General features: G+C 34.9%; 33 protein-coding genes. All 33 read right to left on the bottom strand.

Going from position 1 to position 19,946, the window contains the following annotated elements; translation table 11 throughout:
* Positions 1-7 precede the first annotated feature (7 nt).
* Positions 8-604, bottom strand: coding sequence for a hypothetical protein (locus M9H71_RS23900; RefSeq protein ID WP_455407358.1), 597 nt, complete (start codon positions 602-604; stop codon positions 8-10).
* A gap of 57 nt (positions 605-661) precedes the next feature.
* On the bottom strand, positions 662-1,864 hold the full coding sequence (locus tag M9H71_RS23895) for a phage major capsid protein (protein ID WP_455407357.1): 1,203 nt from the start codon (positions 1,862-1,864) through the stop codon (positions 662-664).
* Positions 1,865-1,901: 37 nt separating this feature from the next.
* Entirely contained in the window at positions 1,902-2,792 is an 891-nt protein-coding gene (locus M9H71_RS23890) for a head maturation protease, ClpP-related (protein WP_455407356.1), read from the bottom strand.
* Positions 2,785-4,059 carry a phage portal protein gene (locus M9H71_RS23885; protein ID WP_455407355.1) on the bottom strand — a complete coding sequence of 425 codons (1,275 nt, stop codon included), beginning with the start codon at positions 4,057-4,059 and terminating at the stop codon, positions 2,785-2,787. The genes M9H71_RS23890 and M9H71_RS23885 overlap by 8 nt, the downstream gene beginning before the upstream one ends.
* Before the next feature lie 8 nt (positions 4,060-4,067).
* Positions 4,068-4,286 carry a hypothetical protein gene (locus tag M9H71_RS23880; RefSeq protein WP_455407354.1) on the bottom strand — a complete coding sequence of 73 codons (219 nt, stop codon included), beginning with the start codon at positions 4,284-4,286 and terminating at the stop codon, positions 4,068-4,070.
* Between the two features lie 4 nt (positions 4,287-4,290).
* The gene (locus tag M9H71_RS23875; protein WP_455407353.1) at positions 4,291-6,039 is read right to left on the bottom strand and encodes a terminase large subunit; all 1,749 of its coding nucleotides are present in this window, start codon (positions 6,037-6,039) and stop codon (positions 4,291-4,293) included.
* A 9-nt stretch (positions 6,040-6,048) separates the two neighbouring features.
* Positions 6,049-6,501 carry a phage terminase small subunit P27 family gene (locus tag M9H71_RS23870; RefSeq protein WP_455407352.1) on the bottom strand — a complete coding sequence of 151 codons (453 nt, stop codon included), beginning with the start codon at positions 6,499-6,501 and terminating at the stop codon, positions 6,049-6,051.
* A gap of 88 nt (positions 6,502-6,589) precedes the next feature.
* Positions 6,590-6,970, bottom strand: coding sequence for a hypothetical protein (locus M9H71_RS23865; protein WP_455407351.1), 381 nt, complete (start codon positions 6,968-6,970; stop codon positions 6,590-6,592).
* A 221-nt stretch (positions 6,971-7,191) separates the two neighbouring features.
* Positions 7,192-7,638: a hypothetical protein gene (locus tag M9H71_RS23860; RefSeq protein WP_455407350.1), complete on the bottom strand. Its 447-nt coding sequence runs from the start codon at positions 7,636-7,638 to the stop codon at positions 7,192-7,194.
* Positions 7,639-7,681: 43 nt separating this feature from the next.
* Complete coding sequence (locus M9H71_RS23855; protein ID WP_455407349.1) at positions 7,682-7,999, bottom strand: hypothetical protein; 318 nt, start codon at positions 7,997-7,999, stop codon at positions 7,682-7,684.
* A gap of 51 nt (positions 8,000-8,050) precedes the next feature.
* On the bottom strand, positions 8,051-8,239 hold the full coding sequence (locus tag M9H71_RS23850; RefSeq protein ID WP_455407348.1) for a hypothetical protein: 189 nt from the start codon (positions 8,237-8,239) through the stop codon (positions 8,051-8,053).
* A 218-nt stretch (positions 8,240-8,457) separates the two neighbouring features.
* Positions 8,458-8,646, bottom strand: coding sequence for a hypothetical protein (locus M9H71_RS23845; protein WP_455407347.1), 189 nt, complete (start codon positions 8,644-8,646; stop codon positions 8,458-8,460).
* A 418-nt stretch (positions 8,647-9,064) separates the two neighbouring features.
* Complete coding sequence (locus M9H71_RS23840) at positions 9,065-9,235, bottom strand: hypothetical protein (RefSeq protein WP_455407346.1); 171 nt, start codon at positions 9,233-9,235, stop codon at positions 9,065-9,067.
* 14 nt (positions 9,236-9,249) lie between these two features.
* Positions 9,250-9,789 carry a hypothetical protein gene (locus M9H71_RS23835; RefSeq protein ID WP_455407345.1) on the bottom strand — a complete coding sequence of 180 codons (540 nt, stop codon included), beginning with the start codon at positions 9,787-9,789 and terminating at the stop codon, positions 9,250-9,252.
* A 56-nt stretch (positions 9,790-9,845) separates the two neighbouring features.
* Positions 9,846-10,067 carry a hypothetical protein gene (locus tag M9H71_RS23830; protein WP_455407344.1) on the bottom strand — a complete coding sequence of 74 codons (222 nt, stop codon included), beginning with the start codon at positions 10,065-10,067 and terminating at the stop codon, positions 9,846-9,848.
* Positions 10,068-10,287: 220 nt separating this feature from the next.
* Complete coding sequence (locus tag M9H71_RS23825) at positions 10,288-10,803, bottom strand: hypothetical protein (protein WP_455407343.1); 516 nt, start codon at positions 10,801-10,803, stop codon at positions 10,288-10,290.
* Positions 10,804-10,983: 180 nt separating this feature from the next.
* On the bottom strand, positions 10,984-11,175 hold the full coding sequence (locus M9H71_RS23820; RefSeq protein WP_455407342.1) for a hypothetical protein: 192 nt from the start codon (positions 11,173-11,175) through the stop codon (positions 10,984-10,986).
* A 132-nt stretch (positions 11,176-11,307) separates the two neighbouring features.
* The gene (locus tag M9H71_RS23815) at positions 11,308-11,625 is read right to left on the bottom strand and encodes a hypothetical protein (RefSeq protein WP_455407341.1); all 318 of its coding nucleotides are present in this window, start codon (positions 11,623-11,625) and stop codon (positions 11,308-11,310) included.
* Between the two features lies 1 nt (position 11,626).
* A complete protein-coding gene (locus M9H71_RS23810) occupies positions 11,627-12,133 on the bottom strand; it encodes a hypothetical protein (protein ID WP_455407340.1) in 507 nt (168 codons plus the stop codon).
* Between the two features lie 131 nt (positions 12,134-12,264).
* Positions 12,265-12,441: a hypothetical protein gene (locus tag M9H71_RS23805; RefSeq protein WP_455407339.1), complete on the bottom strand. Its 177-nt coding sequence runs from the start codon at positions 12,439-12,441 to the stop codon at positions 12,265-12,267.
* A gap of 3 nt (positions 12,442-12,444) precedes the next feature.
* Positions 12,445-13,050 (bottom strand): putative HNHc nuclease, encoded by a 606-nt coding sequence (locus M9H71_RS23800; protein WP_455407338.1) that lies wholly within the window; start codon positions 13,048-13,050, stop codon positions 12,445-12,447.
* A gap of 47 nt (positions 13,051-13,097) precedes the next feature.
* Complete coding sequence (locus M9H71_RS23795; RefSeq protein WP_455407337.1) at positions 13,098-13,301, bottom strand: helix-turn-helix domain-containing protein; 204 nt, start codon at positions 13,299-13,301, stop codon at positions 13,098-13,100.
* 76 nt (positions 13,302-13,377) lie between these two features.
* Positions 13,378-13,638, bottom strand: a complete 261-nt coding sequence (locus M9H71_RS23790; protein WP_455407336.1) for a hypothetical protein — start codon at positions 13,636-13,638, stop codon at positions 13,378-13,380.
* Positions 13,639-13,855: 217 nt separating this feature from the next.
* Positions 13,856-14,767, bottom strand: a complete 912-nt coding sequence (locus M9H71_RS23785; RefSeq protein ID WP_455407335.1) for a DNA cytosine methyltransferase — start codon at positions 14,765-14,767, stop codon at positions 13,856-13,858.
* A 12-nt stretch (positions 14,768-14,779) separates the two neighbouring features.
* Positions 14,780-15,235 (bottom strand): DNA N-6-adenine-methyltransferase, encoded by a 456-nt coding sequence (locus tag M9H71_RS23780; RefSeq protein WP_455407334.1) that lies wholly within the window; start codon positions 15,233-15,235, stop codon positions 14,780-14,782.
* Positions 15,236-15,440: 205 nt separating this feature from the next.
* A complete protein-coding gene (locus M9H71_RS23775; protein WP_455407333.1) occupies positions 15,441-15,707 on the bottom strand; it encodes a hypothetical protein in 267 nt (88 codons plus the stop codon).
* Between the two features lie 270 nt (positions 15,708-15,977).
* Positions 15,978-16,484 carry a hypothetical protein gene (locus M9H71_RS23770; protein WP_455407332.1) on the bottom strand — a complete coding sequence of 169 codons (507 nt, stop codon included), beginning with the start codon at positions 16,482-16,484 and terminating at the stop codon, positions 15,978-15,980.
* Positions 16,468-16,776, bottom strand: a complete 309-nt coding sequence (locus M9H71_RS23765; protein WP_455407331.1) for a hypothetical protein — start codon at positions 16,774-16,776, stop codon at positions 16,468-16,470. The genes M9H71_RS23770 and M9H71_RS23765 overlap by 17 nt, the downstream gene beginning before the upstream one ends.
* On the bottom strand, positions 16,769-17,341 hold the full coding sequence (locus M9H71_RS23760; protein WP_455407330.1) for a hypothetical protein: 573 nt from the start codon (positions 17,339-17,341) through the stop codon (positions 16,769-16,771). The genes M9H71_RS23765 and M9H71_RS23760 overlap by 8 nt, the downstream gene beginning before the upstream one ends.
* An 84-nt stretch (positions 17,342-17,425) precedes the next feature.
* Complete coding sequence (gene spoIIID, locus M9H71_RS23755) at positions 17,426-17,671, bottom strand: sporulation transcriptional regulator SpoIIID (RefSeq protein ID WP_455407329.1); 246 nt, start codon at positions 17,669-17,671, stop codon at positions 17,426-17,428.
* Positions 17,672-18,169 (bottom strand): hypothetical protein, encoded by a 498-nt coding sequence (locus M9H71_RS23750; RefSeq protein ID WP_455407328.1) that lies wholly within the window; start codon positions 18,167-18,169, stop codon positions 17,672-17,674.
* Positions 18,170-18,201: 32 nt separating this feature from the next.
* The gene (locus M9H71_RS23745) at positions 18,202-19,149 is read right to left on the bottom strand and encodes a hypothetical protein (RefSeq protein ID WP_455407327.1); all 948 of its coding nucleotides are present in this window, start codon (positions 19,147-19,149) and stop codon (positions 18,202-18,204) included.
* 6 nt (positions 19,150-19,155) lie between these two features.
* Positions 19,156-19,878, bottom strand: coding sequence for an MBL fold metallo-hydrolase (locus M9H71_RS23740; RefSeq protein WP_455407326.1), 723 nt, complete (start codon positions 19,876-19,878; stop codon positions 19,156-19,158).
* Positions 19,879-19,946 lie beyond the last annotated feature (68 nt).

Below are 19,946 nucleotides of genomic sequence, written 5' to 3'. Positions count from 1 at the left end.
TCACCGCCTAAACGTATAGGTAAATGTCGACCTGATTACCATTCAAATTACTGTTTAAATCCACTGTATTGCTTTCTATGGCTGTAGCACTTGTGGTTACTGTAGGTGCCGTTCCTTCTCTTACATTATTTAAACAAGCCATTTGCACTGTATTATGTGGGAGTTTATAAGGTAATCCAAGCTTTTCCCCAAAACCTATTGCCGTTGTGGCACCGGTACCGTCATGAGGTGGCAAAGTAATTTTAGTTACTGTTTTAAATGCCTTATTACCTTGTACTGTGCCGGCGGTATCTACTGTAAAAGCCGGAAGGGTTTCGGTTATAACTTCATCATTGTAGTTTGTTCCTTCTACAATGACCTGTATAGCCTTTATATCCGTTGCCGTGCCTCCTGCTGTTGCAGTTATATTTCTTGGTACATCTGGGTTACTTATGCCTGTTGTTACAACCTGTTGGCTAGCAGTGCTTGTTATAGCTGCATGAACTCCGGTTGTAGATGATGCCGCAGGACTTGAAAATAATCTTGCTAAAAATACTCTATCTGCAATTTTGTCTTTTACATCTGTTTGAATTGTCTGTCCCATTTTATGATTAAATGCGTACATATTACCGCTTCCTTTCTATATTAAATAAAAGAAAATAGAAGGGTCTAACCCCTTCTATTAAGCACCTTTCTTAACGATTATAAAGCCGTTAGCATCCAGTACCTTACCATCAGCAATAAGAATAGCCTTATCGACATATTCATTAGTGTCATGATCAAGGTATCTGAACATAGTTAGTGTCATGTTGCTGTTAATTGCATAGTTGCCCAAATTACCATATATAGCTACTACGTCACCTGTTGAAGCATCATCATAGTTTGCAATAACATCGTCCTCAACTTCAACAACAGGCTTACCGCCAAAGCTTTCCTGAGGTCCATTGGTTATACCGTAGTTAATTCTTCCTATTGGCTGACCATTTGCATCTGTCATACCATCAATATAGCCCTCAAATGTTCCAGAAGCCATCAATATTGAAGCACCCGCCTTATAAGATAAAGGCATTTTTGCAAATACTTTCTTCTTCCACCCTTCCCAAGAAACAAAGTCTGTAGAAGATAAAGTAATTATGTGGTTGCTTGGTATACGAGAATCATTCACTATTCCAAGTGGGCTTGCACTGCCAGCACCTTTAACTATAGCTATATCAAGAGCTTTGGTCATTGCTTCGCCTATAAGGTCTATTAATATGCTTTCGAACTGATCTAATGTTACAGTGTCAGCTATTATTGATGTAGCAATTTTGCACTCAAGTCCATAATAGGTAAATGATACGCTATTGCTTAAATCAACCTTTTGTTTTTCTCCAGAAGTATTTTCTCCTATCCATGTTGCTACTGGTTTTAAAGCCGATATAGGAACTTTTACACCGCCTTTAAGCCCTGTTTTTCTAACCATTGCAAATATTTGTCCGTAGCTTTCAACCTTTTTAATTACTTCCTGTAGTATGGTTGAAGGAATTATTGCTCCAACATCACTTGTTGAACTGGATTGATCCGCAGCTTTAAATTCAAGTATGTTTGAAGCTTTGCCGCTCTTTACATAGTCCATAAATGCTTGCCTGTATTCTGTGGATGCATATTTATTTACTGTCTGTGTTCCTGGCTTTTGTGCTGCATTTGATACTTCAACGCCGTTTTCATCAAAGTTCTTTCCAGCATCAAGTGTCTTTTGCATATTGATTTTAGCGTTAATTTGGTCAATTTCTTTGTTGACTGCATTGATTTCATCAATTGTTGCAGCATCATTTGCCATTAAGTTCTGAGCCTTATCCTGTGCCTGTCTTAATTTGTTGTATAATTCCCTTAATTCTTTACTCATTTTATTTCCTCCTCAAATTTTGAATATAAAAAAAGCTCTAAAGTTTTAACTTTAAAGCTAATTTTGCTTTTGCTATTTTTACTTTTTCCAAGGCCTCATTCTTTTGGTTGAGATCTTCTTCTGATGTTTTTGCGTTTGCCTGTTCTATTCCATCCAATCTATTTTCTAAAGATTTAATTGCTTTAAGTACCTCAGATAAATCGTCCGTATTATTTCCATTGCCTTTTGCATTTTTTACAAGGCTTTCCGGAACGTGTTTATAACAGCCAAAGTATTCACTTCCTGCATATGCTGCTACCGGTGCTGATTTATCAAGTTGTATGTTAAAATATTCTGCTGCTTGATCTCCGGTGAACCAACTTTCATCGTCCATTAGCTGTTTTATTTTTTCTTCTGTAACTCCATCCTTTGCATTATCCATGTAGATATTAATTAATGATTGAGAAATTTGGTCTAAGGTATCAGCCATCTTTCTAAAATCATTGGCATTGCCCATTGCAACAGTCCATGGATTATGTATCATCAATTGAGCACTATTTGGCACTATCACGGTATCACTTGCAAAAGCTATTATGCTTGCAGAGCTTGCTGCTAACCCCTCAACATATGTTGTCTTTTTAGCTGAGTTATTTTTTAAGATGTTATAAATTGCTATACCGGCAAATACATCACCGCCACCGGAGTTAATGTGAATATTTACATCTGTTTTCCCATCAAGAGAATTTAAGAAGTCAGCAACGTCCTTTGGTGCTTTATCCTCCGGGTCTCCCCAGCTCCACCAATCATCCGGATTATAAGCTATACTGACAATATCGCCGAAGAAATACAAATCAGCGGAATTATCTGTTTCATTTTTAATTTCCATTCTACCGGCATTTTTGACTTTGCCTGTTTTATCTTTCTTAGTAAATTGATATATCTTAGGCATTACCTCCACTTCCTTTCTTATATTGTTCGCCAACCATTGTAAGCGGTATATAGTTTCCGTTTACTATTAATTGGTCTCCGCCCTCTTTTGGTTCATCCTCCTCCAATGCCCTACATTCATTTACAGATTTCATACCGTTTTGAATAGCTGTGGCATAAGCATCAAATCTTGTTTTCAAGTCTCCTCTCATGATTACATCTGCATTAAACTTTGCATAAAAGCCATTTTGAATTTCACTATCCAAAAAGCATTTATAGACTATCTCTTGCTCATACATAGTAAGGATAGCCATTAATGTATCTGTGTAAAATTCTCTGTTTGCTTCACTTGTTGATGAATATGAGGACTTAACAAGCTCATTTATTTGATGAAGCTTTACTCCATATGCCGCCGCTAATTGCTGTGCAGTAAACTTTGTGTTTTCAAGAAATTGAGCATCGGTTAGTTTTAAAGATAAAGGCTGATATTGATAACCTATAGGTAACAAGCTTATTCTATTTGCATTTTTTAAGCCGCTAGACATCTGTTCAAACTTATCTTTAAAGGTTTGTTCTGCCGCGGGGCTCAAATCTCCTACATAATTTATTATTCCGGAACTCTGCATACCGTTTTTAAAGCTGTTATTAAGAAATTTTTCTGCTGCTTTTGCGTTTTCGATACTGTTTTTAAGGGTTTCAATAGGGCTTAATCCCACTATACCGTCAGTAGTTAACCCCTTAAAATGCAATATATCTGTACTTTGTAGCTTATGTTGCTCCCCGGAACCATCTGTATATAGGTACCAAATAGTGTTTTTACTGCTTAATAAGCCCACATTATCTACCCATATCTGCATTTTCTCAGGGTCTAAAGGGTAAAACCCTTGTATTTTACCGGCGTTTCTGCCTGTGGTAACATAATCAATCCACACATATGAATTTCCGTGGATATTTCTCAGCGTTTCAACACACTTCCAAAAGTCAAATGCCGACATATAAGGATTAGGCCTTAACTTAAACAACGGATACAGGTAATGATTACTTGCTTTCTTTATTCCTGAGTTATCCTGGTATATTTTCAATGGAAGTTTACCCAATGTTTCACTAAGTATTTTTATGCAGATATAAATAACAATTTCATTAAGTGCATATTTACCTTTAATCTTTAGATCATCCGATGTAAGGCCAAGATAACCAAGTAATGTGCTATACTCTGCCGGTGTCCATGTTCCTCCATTTCCGCTAATATATTGGCTTCTTATTTTTGGTATAGAGTTTCTGAAAAACATTTATTTCTTCACCTCCTCTCAGGAGGATTCTTGGCAAAATACACTCCCAACCCTAATAAAACAGCCGATAAAGTGTACAATCCGGCTATTTTGGACAATAAAAAAGTGGTTTTAACCGCTACGATTAAACCACATATCATTAAAATATCCTCTATATAATTAGTTAAAAACTTCAGTATATGAAGCTTTTTGAAGCTAGTTTTTAGTTTTTCTAAGGCTTTCTTCATGGCATTACCCCCATAACTTACTTAAAAATTCATCTGTTGCATATTTATTGACATCTAATTTTTCCCCTCTATTAAGAATAATGACCTTGTGGGCATCTATTGCTGCCGCTATAGTATCTATTCTCTCTGAGCCATCATGTTCTTTATCAATTTTTATCTCACCATACGCATTAGATGTAATTATTGCATATGCTCCTGTCCACCTCATTAAACCATCATTCTTATCATATCGAACTTGATCACTATTTACAGAGTTTCTAAAATCATCGGTTGGTGTATTAAGATATTTAGGTGTTTGGAATATTTCTATACAATCGACTCCAAACTCTGCTAAATCACTCAAAAATGTATCAGCATTATGAGGGTCATAAGCAATTACCTTAAGTTTTAAATCGTACTTTTTTATTATGTCTTTGTAATATTGCAAGATATATTTATAATCTGTTTTCCATCCTCCAAGAGTTTTTGTAAGCGTAATAAGCTTTTGATTAACCCATACATCATACGGTGCTGTATCGCTCTTAATATGCGCCGCCAATTTCTTCTCAGGTAAAAAACTATGTTGTTCAAAGAAATACATAGGAACTATTTCTTCTTTTCCATCTATTTCGCGTATCTCTGAATACTCAAACTCTAAAACTCCACTTGTTAAATCTCCACCTTTTGATAAGTCAAGTGCAAGTATACATTCTTTTCCTCTGAAATCTTCTAACGTTAAATCGCAACCGCAGTCTCTCCATTTAACAACATCTAAATATCCATTATCCGTGTATTCATACCAAATATTTAATGATTTTGTAATAAAATTACGTAGATCTTCTCCGCCTTTATCTTTTGCTTCTTTAGCAAACCTCTTTAAATTTTCAAATCTATCCGGGAACTTTGATACTAATGGGTTAGCCTTAGGCCAATTATTGGGGTCCCATATATCGTCTTCTTTGTCCATCTGGGCAATAAAAATAAAGTATTGTTCAGCATCATTTATGCCTTCCAATACTTTACAACAATATTCGTATTCAGTATAACAGGGAGCGTTTAAATCAAAACCTGCGGTGGTTATAATACTTATTAAAGAATTAGTCTGCATTACCGAACCATCTTCAAGTAATTTAACCATCTGATTAGTTTTATGACTATGGTATTCATCTATAATGCCGCCATGTGGGTCAAATCCATCTATGGTGCCTGTATCTCTACCAAGTGCCATTATCTTTCCACCATTAAGCAAAGATTCAATAATAGCATCGTGGTCTTTTATTTTAAATAATTCTCTTAAATCCGGTTCTATATTTATAAATTTGTTAGCCTGTTCCCATACAATTCTAGCCTGTTTCATCTTTGTAGCTGTACAATAAACCTGTGCATTAGGATAATTATCAAAAGCCGCAAGTTTTATGGCAGTACCACTTTCAATTAAAGACTTAGCATTTTTTCTTGCTAATTGAATATAGCTTTTTCTAAACCTTCGATACTTAGTTCCTTTTATAAGCCATCCAAACTGACTGCCAACTATAAAGTCCTGGAAACCAAATAATTTAACAGTCTGCCCGGCAATTTCACCATCCGTAAAGCGTAAGCTTTCAAAAAAATCAATGGTTTCTTGCGCTAGTTGTTCATCAAATTCATATCTATATGGTGCTAATTTAGACTTTTCTATATCATTTAAGTGCCTTTGACATGCTAATTTCACATATCTTCCGGCTATTTCTCGGCCTTCAAGTACATCTAATGCATATTGCGTTACTCTGTTCATAAGGTCACCTTACATGAACTTTGTAAATTTATTCGGTTTTTTATCCTCTTGTTTCTTAGGAATCACCAGCTTGCATCTGCTAGAGATAGTTAATCCCAAATCTCCCGCTGCAGCTCTACACATTCGGAACAATTTTTCTTGCACTTGAAGTAATTGAAAGTACTTAGGGCCTATTGTTTTTGATTTTAGTATTTTTTCTGTAACTTTTTCATATTGACTTTCTGAGACAATAAACCTAGCAAGTGCTTCACAATCTAGATTGCTCATGATTCCTATATTAACAAGTTCTTGAGATAAATAATTGAATTTTGCTTTTAGATCATCCGGCAAATATGAAGGTGGCTGAATATTATCAGATGGTGCCTTTATTTCGTTCGCTTTTCTCTCTTCTATTTCAGCTTTTGTTAAATGTGATGAATTATTATTTCCAAGAATTACTTCTAAAGGTTTCTTTGCTGGCACCTTTCACACCTCCTTAAAATTTTCTATTCCGAAAAAACGCGGAAGAAAACTCCCACTGGCGACTCCCGTCGCCTTACCTTAAACTTTTTTATACCCCCTCGGGGTCTGCTTTCTTTTGCCCTAGCACATTATCATTGAAATATTCAACACTATAAAACATTAAATCAGTATTGATTCCGACACCAATGATAAAGTTATATCCCTTGCTTATCTTGTCCCATAGGTTAATAATGTTGTCGACTATATTGCTATCTTGTTCACAAGCTTTTAAGGCTGATAGGTTATATCTTACATAATCATCCTTAGTGAATATCTTATACTCTGTCATGCATGGTTTAACTTCCGGCATTGGTATTTGTCTTGGTGGTGCCGGTGGTGCTGGATACTTAGCAGGAGGACACGTACCACTATTGCGTAATATATCAAGGTTACTATTGTCTTTGCATCCGACTCTTAATGACTTAAACATTATATATCTCCTTTTGCTTCAATAACATTTCTTTAGCTATTTCCTTGCCCTTATTTGTTAGCCATCCAAGGTCTACCGAAACTCCGTAATCATACCATTCTTTATTACACCATTTTTCTAATAGATACCACGCTCTTTTGTGGTGCATATAAAAATCAGATTGATTTATTAATTCTCTAGGGCTTATGTCCCTATTGTATAACTCTGTCAAAAATCTTATTTCATCTTATTTCATTAATCTCTCTCCACCTTATTAATAGTCCTCTTAACATAATCTGCGTCTCTTCTTTCTTGTTAGTTTTATATATTTCAGTAATGTTTCTATGTACCATGTAACTTAATGGTATTATGTTATAAACATCAAGCCGCTTACTCCAGTTATCTTTAATAGGTTCTATATGATGGTATTCAGCAGCAGGAACTATTATATTGTCCACCAGATAAGAATACAGACACAACCCTTTATATTTAACTTTTAAGTATTCTCTCAGCTTCAACCATTCCTTAGACTTATAAAACTTTTGCTCATTTTTATCGCTTCTGTTGGCTTTATATTCTCTATGCCTGTTCTTTAAACTTTGGTCTACTTGCTTTTGATGTTCTTCGCAGTATTGCTGATCTATATCTATTATCTTATTGCATCTTGGGCAAAGCTTTTTCAGTGCCATATTATCAACCTCATATGAATAATTTAAAATCGATTATTGCATTTTATCTTCCTATACATCTTTCCGAATCAACGTCCGACTTCTCTTCCATTATTTCCTTTATGCTCATTGTGCTGTCTGCCTTAAACTCCTTAAGCTTTTTAGCATAACTATAACTGTCTGTTATTCTTATAAGGCTATCAGTTAGCCTGTAGTTCTTAGGCAGCTTTTCTTTAATCGCTAGGTCAATAAGTAACCTACCAAGCTTTATGCTCTTAACGTGCGTATGTGCTTCTTTAAATGGCTTATGGGTGTTAATAACTATAAATTCATTGCATACTGTAATAACTATGAATTCGTCTTTTTTATATATTTGCATCATACTCACCTCACTTAATTTTTTATATGAAAAAAGAGCCCTGTTAGGAGCTCTTTATTTTTCGTTATTTAATTTTGTTACATCATCGAAACTAAGTACAATTCCATATAAATGTATCTCTTTAATGTCTTCACCCTTCTTCATTTTAACTGTGCTATTTCCGTCATTAGGAATGTAGCTTATGTTTTCTGTAATTTTGTACCCTTCTCTCAATAATGCTTCTACCTGTTCTAAACCCTTCATATGTTCACCTCCCTTCCCAACATAATACTTCTATGTTAAAAGGAGGATTCCTGCATATTAAGATAATTCTTTTTCTCTCTTAGTTGGCTTTATCTTATCGCAATTATGTCTGCATAAATTCTTCTGTCTCTTACTTGTTTTATCTCCTGTGAAGTGCCTGCATATTCTATTTTTAACTCCTATAGGCTTATAATAATCACATATTTCTTTTTCCACGCTTAACCACCTTGATTGATGTTAATAAATTGTGCCAACATGGCATTGTTTTCTTTTGTCTCAACCTGTTCGGCAATAAGCCTAAATGCGTTATATATCTTGTTTGTATATGCTGTTATATCTGCACTATTTGAAACATTAATACCTGCTGCAATGCCTGCAACAATGTAGTTGTTTTCTTTACCTTCCATTTTTACATCCATCCTTTTCCTCGACTTCTACCAGTTCACCTTTTATGCAAACATACTTATCGCTATCTATTTTCTCGGCATATCCCGGGTTATTACATTGATGTCCGTTGCAATTCCATTTACATTCAGCTTTGTTACATTGCATATAAACAACTCCTATATAAAATACGCCCATTATTTTTACTGACCTCCTAAGTAGGAACTTAGGGCTTCAATTTAACAGGCGTATTATTTTTAAACAAATGGAAAAGCACCCCGGGAACCAATCGGGATGCTCTGACTAAAGGGGGACATTATTTACCGTTACTTTAGCAAGTTGTAGTCCCTGCTGATGTAACTCTACACTGTTAGTATATAATAATTTTTAAGGCTTTTGTTCTCAATATTTTCTCAATTTCTTCTCACGTTTTTCTATGTATTATGAAATAGGGCTTTCGTTTTCCATCCATTGAATAAACTCATTGATTTTATCATTCATAGTTTCAAAGCTTTCTCCATCACCAAAATAGCATTCTAGTATTGAGTTTAATTCGCCTTTTGCTCTTTGCCATGCCATTCTTCTCATTGCAATTAATAAATTTTCGTCCATTTTTATACCTCCATTTAACTTTTAGATTCAACTGTGCTAACACTTTCATTCCAGTTCTTTTGTGCTCCGTCAACCATTTCTGAGTAATCTGCTGTTTTAGAACATTCCGGACATTCGTATGCATATGCTCTCTTATATTGTTCGATTAGTATATCATCGCTATAAATCCGCCGTGGTTTATTACCGCATTTATTACACGGCTTTAATGCTTCCATGCTTATTACCTCTTGCTGTATAGATTCTTTTAACACATAATGGTTATATATACCGTATCTACAACCTTCGGAAACAAACGCTTTAAAATCTACACTGCCATTTTCTAAGATTTCTTCTATAACAAGAGTATAAAAGCCATCCTCATTTTTGCCGAAATATCTTCGGCCAATTACTATATCTTTCTTTTCCATCGGTCTTAAATCTTCTTGTTTAATGTTCTCGCAAAGTTCTTCGCTTAATTCACATACGACATTTTCATATTTTTCTATTGCTTCCTTTGCTTTTCTAATTTCCAAATTTGCTTCTTCAATCTTTAGTAATATATTTTTATTAATCATTTTGGCTCACTCCTCTATATTAATAATTATATCGCAATATTGAACATTTGTGTTCATTACTCTCTTGGGCCATTATAAATTTCAATCTCAATGACATTTGTGTTATCTTCAGGAAATGAGCATACAATCTCTTGATTATACTTATACACGCTTGCTTGCTTTGCTAAATCTAACATCAATGTAGGAAGTTCACCTTCAGATATTTCTACTCTTTTTAATACTTTATTATCTGGAATCCCTTTTTCATCATATGTTCTAGTGACTATAACTTTAATCAATTTTTAGCTCCTTCCTTTTATTCTTGAATTGTGCATTACCTTATGATTTCCCATTCGCTTTCAGGTGCATAGAATTTCCTACCATCGAAAGTATTTACCATAATGTAATATTCATATGAACCAGTAGGCTTATACCTTTTATGAAACGTACCAGTAACCCCTGAAATATGTTTATAAACTTCCATTTCATTCCTCCTAAATTCGTCATTTTCTCATATTCTCACTTAACTATATTGCACCACTGAGCAATATTCTCTACTAACTCACTTCTTTTCCTATATGCTGTAGCTGATGCCATATTCATCTTTTCGGCTATCTCATTCGGATTAAGCTTTTCATCGTATTTGTACTCTAAAAATCTTTTGTTTTCTTCACTCAACATATTTATGTTTTCCTGCATGTCTTGATTATTTTCGGTCAGTTCTCTTATTTTTGCCCTTATCTTAAGCATTTTTTTCTTTTTATTCTTAGCTTCTATTTCCAAGCTTTCTATAGAGTGCATAATTTGAGATTCTGCAAAGCTTATACCGCTACTGGAAGTTTGTACCCTTTCGCCTAAAACTACTCCCGGTTGTATGTAATCTATTTTGACATTGGTGTCTTTCATATCCTGCTGTATTTCTAATATTTGCTGATATAATAGCACTGATCTACTCTTTAACTTTTTTATTATTCTAAGCTGCTTATAATATCTATAGAGCCGTCCTTCTGTCTTTCTGAATAGTTCTTCATCCAATCACCACACCTCCATCAATATCCTAATCATCTGTAAAGCAATAACGCAGTAAATTAAGCAGTTAGTTGACTTATGATAATTCTTTTCCTGTTTCTCTGCCTTATGAGCTTGTAATATCATAGCTATGCAGAATATATCTGCTGCAAGTATTATTATGTATCTGTACATTTAATCAGCTCCTTATTTATCATATAAGCTGTCCAATAATTCTAGATAGTCCTTTAATTCTTCATCATTCATTTGATGTATTGGTGCATGAATTATATTAAATTCTTTTTCAGTTTCTATGATATACTCATAATATGTCTGAGTGTTTTCCGCTCCTTCTTCAACGTCACAGATTCTTTTATCAAGGTTTTCTTGGCTAATCAATGTTATCCTCCTCCGCATCCTTTCTTCAATCCTAGAGCATATAGAGCTCATTTTAAGCAATGCGTAAATACTAAGTAGCGTGAATAATATAATGATTATAAGCAGCGCTATCAATACCATTTTAAGCATCGTTTAAGCCTCCTTAAAGCTGTCTATATACTTCTTTGCCATAGCTGCCACTTGAACAGCTTCACACGATAAGAATACTGCTCTTTTATAAATTGAATCAGCTTTTATTATTGCTAGCATATTGTTATCATTTTTAATGTCTGTCCAAAAGCGTTCAAAATGTTCCTCAACTAAGTTCATTTCGACTCTGGCTTCTTCTATCTCTTCTCTTATTACTCCTTCCGCTTGGTGTCCATCTATAAACAAGCCTTTTACTCTCGTACGATCATTACATTCTTCCATGACCAGCTTTTCTATTTCCGGCTGTATTTTATCTAACACTTTAAATTTCCTCCAGTTCCTTATTATAAATTCTAAGGTTATTAAACATTTCTATTGTTTTAAGGAATTTATTTTTGTCATAATCAACGGTTTTAATAATTCTTATGTATATTTCATATTCTGTTTCATAGGTCAATGAGTCGTTCTTCTCATGCTCAAGCTGTTTTGTTTCAAATGACTTTAACACCAATTCATTTGAATTGCTAATAAACGCTGTGGTCAGTCTTGGAAGTATGTCTGTATTTGGAAAACTTATATTCCGTAGAACACTATAAAGTGCTGCTTTTAAATCTTTATCAGCTCCCGATATATTATTAATCTCATATTTCTCTTTAATTTTGTCATCGCAGTAAGCTTCATCGAACCAATAGCTTTCATCTAGAGATTTCTTTTCATATTCAGTCATATAAGCATATTTCTTGATGCTATAATGGTATAGTGTTTCTTCTTGTACTTTATGTTCATTAGCAATATCTTCTAGAATTAATTCCAAGCTTAAATCATTCATTTATATTTACCTCCGCATCCTTAAATTTTACATTCCAATCCTTTTAAAAAGCCCACAGGTTGCGTACACAATATATTGTGAGTTAGCTTATCCCTCCTCACATTTGTTGTCCTGTGGGCAAAATAAGCTATTTATTCATATTCTTCTGAATCACATTCATCCTCTGATTGTGGAACAAAGTCTAATACCTTTATATTGTCATGTTCATCAATCCAATTTTGGATTTCATCAGAATCCGGCATTTCAAACAATTTTGCTTGTGGTCCTTCGAGTCTATCTGTATGTATATAAATCAACCAATAATTCATTTCTCATGCTCCTTTACTTATTTTTATTGGATATACCTTATATCTCTCTTGAAATTCTTTAAGTCCTCTTACCTTTGCTTCGTCATAGTGTATATTACACAGTGATATATAGTTATTATCTTTAAACTTGTACAAATGCCCTTCTTTACCGCAGCAGCAGCATTTCTTATGTTTTATACACCCATACAGGTAAGAGTTAATATCATCTGTCCTTTCCGTTCCTACACCTGTAAGTGGAATATCGTTCTCCATAACGTAGTTAAGTATGTAATTTATAAGCTCTCTGGCTGTCTCTAAACTGCACTCTGAAAGGCTGAAAAACTCTATTCCTGTTTCTTCGGCATATTTGGAGATTAAATCATATCTGATAAGCTCTCGGGGTTCTCCTATGTAATCCGCAATGTCTTGACATGTAGCAAAGATTTTCTTACGCTGCTCCGGTGTTATCCTACGGCTGTCCCATAGTTTTATAACTCCAAATATGCCTTGTGATGTGGCATACTTCTTTATGTCTGATTCACTTAGTGAGGAGGTGGCAACCGCTAAGAATGTTTGATTGCCGCTTTCTTTTACTTTTATTATCTGTACCGGCTGCCATAGGCTACGCATGTTTTCACTTCCTTAATTCGTTTTATCTTTGTACTATGTAACATTTGTTATATATCTACACCTTCAAGGAACTTGTCTGTTTTAACTCCTAGTGTCTTGCATATAGCCACAAAGCTCTTTAAATCCGGTACCCTTTTACCGCTTTCATATTGGCATACAGCAGGAGAAGTAAGCCCACTTTTCTTGGCAAGTTCCCTTTGGCTTATACCTAATACATCTCTGTAAAATGCTATTCTTTGTCCTATATTCATTTCTCACCCCTCCTTAAACACTTGTTATTTTTTAATTACTATTATTTCTTAGTACTGATTAGATTTGCATTATGAATTAACAGTATTTATTTTCAAACTCTGTGCACTCATCTAAAACGCAGTTTAATGTGTTAGGAGATTTGTCTACATCAATTTCATCAAGTCTTTCAACATTTCTTTTTTGCTTTTCCAATTCATATCTTGTAGGTATATAATCACCTTGTACTGCCACTAAAACAGTAATTATATCTTTTGTTTCTTTTTTCGTTAGCACTTCTCCTCGTATTAATTTATCAGTTGTATTTAGCACCATTTCATAATCAACATTTACTTTCATTTATTAAATTATCCCCTTTCAGTAATTCGTTATATTCTCAGATTTCGTCGCAGTCTTCGTCCTCAAGCGGTTCCAAATCACATCTCCCACATGGTCCTGTTTCTTCCATGTATACTTCACTTTCCGTATCCACGCATAGCCATATATAATCATTATTGCTATTAGTAATCAGTTCACACCACTTGCAATCACTACATTCTCTCATGGTTGACTCCTTTCATATTATCTGTTTAAATATGCTCTCAAAGATTGTTACCGGTATTGAATTACCAGCCTGCCTATATAAGGTTCTTCTTGAATTAACTTTAGCAGCAGCAAAGAAATCATCATCAGAATAACCCTGCAGCCTCCAACACTCTAATTCCGTAAGATATCTATATTTGCCATTTCCTAGATCAATAACACCGCTGTTTGGCGCTCTATCCTGTCTTTCGGTTATGGTATAGCAGAAGTCTTTTATAATTGGTACTCTTTTTAATACTCCGGTTTTACCAATAGCTGCTATCATGCTTGGAGCTTTAACGGTATAACTATCATCAACCTCACTATTGGGCTGTAAAAACTCTTTTATATGCGGTGCTTTCTTCCTTGCAACAATTTTAAAATTAAATAGGGGGCCATCTTGTACAGATATAGTTATTACCCTTTCTCTCTTATGAGGCAACCCAAAGTCCATTGCATTAAGTATTTCAAAACTGCTGTTATATCCCATTCTCTGCATTTCTTCCAGGTACCGGCTGAAATTATGGACCATATGTTTTGATAAAACATTTTTTACGTTTTCCCAAATTACTACTTTTGGTTTCCATTCTCCCATTTGCTTAATTATGTTAAGAGTTTCCCACATAAGACTTGATCTTGTTTCGCTTCCCGGGTCTGCACCTTTTTGATGCCCGGCTATGCTGAAATCTTGACAAGGGCTGCCATGAATCAAAATATCCGGTTTAAGGTTGTACCCAACTACTGATTGAGTTTTATACTCTAAATCCTTGCTGAATATTGCATTGTAGCTTCTTACTGCCTTTTCATCTATCTCAACATAATCTATAGCCTTTACCGGTATTCCTAAGTTAATTAAGGCTTTCCGGGGGCTTCCTATGCCCCCAAACAATTCTAGTATTTGTATCATTAGCATCACTCCTTAGTAGCTAGCCACTTTTAATTGACTTTCACCGGGCTTGAACACAATTAATGCACTCGGAAATGGTGCAGCGTTCTTACTATCACCAAACTTTAACCGTCCCTTTATAAAGCGAATTTCGGCAGCATCCATGCAGTAGCTATGCCAGTACTTTGTATCAGTTCTAGCCGGTATTAAGCACACTACAGTAGCGTTGTTCCATAATGCCTCACGCCATGCTTTTTCAATCCAATCATCAATATGCCTGCCATAAGGTGGATTAAGCCAAACTATTTCATCATCCCAATTCTGCTCAAGTCCGTTTTCATCTATAGTAAAATGTCTTGTACATTTTGCATTTTCATGAGTGCTTGCAGCATCTAATGTAAAGTGAAATTCATCATTAAGCTTATTAAATAGATCCTGTGACGTTTCCCATTCATTTGACTTACTGCTAAACATTAAATCAGTGTCCAAATCTATACCTCCTTAGTTCGTAATAATTAGTCTTTACGAATTATTCAACTGTATAAAAATTCTCACAGCAGGATGCACTTTTCTTTCCTGCTGAGCATATCCCTTTGTAGTTGTATCCGCAGTTTGTTTTACTGCATCCGCTTTCTTTTTTATCGTTTGAAGCTGATTGTTTATTCTCCATTTTGTACCTCCAACTATTCCCGAATCATAGTAAACTAGGATCTATGATAATCCAGTAAGGTTCGCTATCTTTCGTATAGAGTTCAAATTCCTCCATGGCTTCCGCTTTTTCATCTTCATTGCAAATGTTCAATAGCTTTTTTAAAGCTTCATCCCTTGTTATTTCCTCCGGTTCTCCATCCTCTTCCTCAATATTCGCAACATTTTCCTCATAATATTTAATTGCTTCCTCTTTTGTATCTGCTCCGATTAAAGAGTAATATTCAAATTGTTTAAACTCATAAAATTTCATTTTACTTCCTCCTATAAAAGCTTCTTTCCAAGCTCTTTGTAATATTCAAACATTCCTATCTTCTTAAGATAATACTTCTTATTAAGCACCGTTGATTCTGTCCGTCCTAGTGCCATTGCTATGTCAGCTTTCTTCATTCCTTCCCACATACTGCAAATATAGATTAGTTCGCTAGTTGTCCACGGTTTACTATGGTTTGTGTGGAATTCCGGATTATAGCACATTCTATGGTTAGCTGCTGAATATTCATAGCCGTTCTTTATGTATGTTTTACACATCTTTAGTCGCTCCGTTTTTTAAATATAAGTCATGATAAGTTACTCCTACCGCATATGCTTGCCATATATCTTTTTTAAAGCCGTAAAACCATCCAGGAGCCTTTTTAGTACCTTTACCTCTGTTAGGTAGTTCACTTGCAAAACGGTCTATTAGAGCCTGTGTAATGTTACTGTCGTTCGCTTTCATGTTTCCACATAGATTCAGTTTTTCTTCTTTACGGTAAATATCTTTTGGTACAAATCCGCTTTGTTTTCTAATTGCTTCACTAAATCTGCCTATCCATACACAAGTTTCAAAAACCTCTTTTCCTACAGCCATACCATAACTAGCAACCATTTCTATTGCAGCATCAGTTATTGAATATTGCTCAAAGTCAGTTTTATATATCAGCGCAAGAAGTTTACAATTAATTACTTTCATTGCATGCACTGGTTTTAAATTATCATCAAGTACTACATAAGCAGATTCTATATTCCCGGGGTCAATCGCAAGTATCATCTAAATACCACCGCCCTACAAAATTTATTATTTTTTCTTTTGACCATCCAATATCTATCAGATTCTGAGTTGCTTTAATTTTAAGTTTCAAATCAAGCTCACGGTTGAAATGTACTCCTTCCGGTCCTTCGTGGCACGCCCAACATAAATCAAATACCGTTTCTACCATTTCGCACTTTTTACGTCTGCCATTGCCGCCAAAGATATGATGTTCTTGTGTGTATGGAGCTCCGCAGTTTTCACATTGTCCTCCGCTTCTTTCTTTTACAGCGTTATAAACTTTTTTATTCATAGTCCTGTATGTACCATTTACCAAATAGAATTTCTTTTGCCGTTATAGTGCCGCCGTTGTTATCAATCAAAGTTTGTTCTATAGGATCATAAACACATGTCAAAGAATTATATTCACAGTATATAACTTTTCCATCATCAAAAGCCTTAACAGCTTCCTCAAACTTTACTGGCTGTTGCTGAACTAAACGCCATTTATCTCCAAGTTCAAAGAAAAAACTGCTTATATAATCTTTATCTTTTCTTATTTTTACAAATCTTTTATTATCCAAAAACTTTAAAGTATGTGTATCATTTTCGAATATAAGTTCCGGATTCTTTTCCAACATTGCCATAACCTCAGAGTTGCTATAGAGCTTTTCTTCCGGTTCTTCTATCCATTCGTAAAAACTTCTACCTACTATGCCACTATAACCATATGTAAATAATAGATTGTCATTTTTACAGTTTTTTATATCATCTTTTATTTTGTATGCTAACGTTTCAAACGTCCTACCTTTATACCAAATCTTGGTACCGTCTTTTAAAGCCTTAACTTCTTCTATGCTCAACTCTCTACCTTTCACACTATCCTTCCTTTCATCAATTTATTTATATATAACAATAATTCGATATTAACTTTGCTTTAACGCTTAAACTAAGCTCTCTTATTATCCTTTATACTTTAAATGCGTTGCTATACCGCCTCTTATATGTCTCTCAGCCTTATTACTATCCAAGACAGCCTTTGCATCTTTAGCCACTAAAGGATTTAACTTGGGTAGTCTTACAACAATGTCCTTATGCACTGTGCTCTTACTTACTCCGAATGTCTTAGCCGCTTTTCTTACCGTGCATCCACTATCTATTATGTATTGCCCTATTTCTCTACATCTGGCTTCTACTATTGCGTTCAATTAAACAACCTCCTTATAGTACCTTTCCCACTGTGCAAGAGCTTCCATTTCTTCTATTACGACGTCACTGCTTATAGCTCCGGAAAGCGATTCTCTTTCAACACCTGATTCATTGAAGATGTATTTTCCATATATTCCTTGCATCACTAAAGGTTTAAGCCTTGGAAGAGTTCTCTTTGGAAGCTCGACTGATTTTTCTTCCGGTATATATGCTGAAGTCGGCTGCTGTTCATGATCTTTTATTTCGCATCCTATTCCGCTATCGCATACTTTGTCGTTATCTTTGATTTCTACCAATACATCTAATTTAGTATCCGGTTTCCATGCTGCCGTTGATGGCTTCATGAAATCCTTTTTCCATGCATAGAAATATGTTGCTGCCGTACTTTGAGTAAATCCGAATTTCTCCATCGCCATACTTATTATCTTTTTATTCTCATACTTGCTGTTTTCAGTAAAAAAGTTATATACAACACTTTTATCTATCTTTGAATTCATTACATTACTTCCTTTCATTTATTAATAATTAATTAACTCCCTGTTTGCGGTGTTCCTCTTATTTCGTGGAGCATATCGTTTATATCTCCTGCAGCTTCAATATCACTAGTTGATTTTTCTAAAAGCTTCTTTTCAATGTTGTCAAGATTATTTACTTTCATATAATTTTCATTTCCCTCAGTGTTGCTATATCTGTCTTTTCCGGATTTACTTTTAATCGGATTCTTCATTTGAAGAAATAATGTCTCATATTGCTTTCGTAGCTTATCTGGAGACAAAATGTTTTTAAACCAAAAACTATCTGTCTGAGAGAATTTAATTACTTGTTTAATTTCTTCAACGTCTCTCTTATCCACTCTGAGCATATAGTCAAATGTCTTAGCCCATTTCTCATAATTAGGCTCCTTTGCATTTGGGTTGTTAGATTTTATATACCGGTAAAGATAAGATGCTAGTCTGAATTCATTTGATTCAGACGAAAATATATTATTATCATTCTTTACATTCTTATCATTCTTGTTTATATTGTTGGGTTGTCGTTGCTCTCTTGTTGCTCTCGTAGCTTTTTCGTCGTTGCTTTCGTCGTTGCTCTCGTAGTTTTTGGACTCTTGATAAAAGCAGTAGTTGTCTATGGTTACGAGGATATGTTGCGTTGCTTTCGTCGTTGTTATCATCGTTGCTTTCGTTCCGGCTTCGTTGACCCCTTCGTCACCTTTTCGTAACCAGTTTAAAATTTGATATATTTGGTCCTTAGATGGCTTAACTTTGCGGTATCCAACGTAATGGGAGCAAGCATCTTGTATCTCCGGAATGTTTGTAATTAGTTGTCCTTTATTTAATTTTTTATATTCTTTGTGTTGAGCCCTAGAGAGTAAATATATCCATACCTTAAGATAAAGAGGAGGCTTCTGAAATATTTCACTCTCTATGAGCCTCCTAGAAAGAAGAATGTAACCTCCTTTAATCTTAGGCTCTTGCATCGTCTATCACTCCAATTCCAGTTCCATGTCTTTATCTGCAATATATACCGGCTTTCCTGTAATCCCTTCTATATCCCTTTTAAATCGTTCAGAATCGCTGTTGCCATCCGATAGATGTAAGAGAACTATTTCCCTTGTTGTGCTTAAATCTAAGCCACTGAGATACTTTTTCACGTTGTTTAATTCAAAATGGGACTTTATAATTCTCCGCTTTAAACTAACCGGTAGTTGTTTGCTTTCCAGAATGTCCATGGCGTAATTACATTCGATGAAGATATGGTCCACATCTTTGAATACATATTCAATGTAGTAGGTATCTGTGGCGAATAGCATGCTCCCCATTTCTGAATGGAAGATATAAAACCCAAGTGGCTCAGCTGCATCGTGCTTAGTCTTAAAAGGTATTACAACAAACTCCCCTATCTTTTGCACTGTCTCACTGAATAGATAATTGATTCTGTGGTTTTCATATTTATCAATTCCAAGTGCTTCAAATGTCCCGGGGCTTCCGTAGACATCTATACCTTTACGCATTAAAGAGTTTATATATTTGCTGTGATCATTGTGTTCATGGGAAATTATACATCCGGCTATATTGCTTATATCAAACTTCATTTTCTTTAAAACAAATTGCAAATCCACACCACATTCAATTATTAATGTTTGGTTTTTGCCTTGGAGCAGATAGCAATTACCGCTGCTACTGCTCCCTAAAATTTGAACTTTCATTTAGAATCCCGGGCCATTCATTTGTTGCTGCTGAACTGGCTCCGTTTCAACATCAATTACTTTGCTTT

Source organism: Rhodopseudomonas parapalustris (genome assembly GCF_053772255.1).
This window is presented reverse-complemented; position numbering and strand designations above follow the sequence as displayed.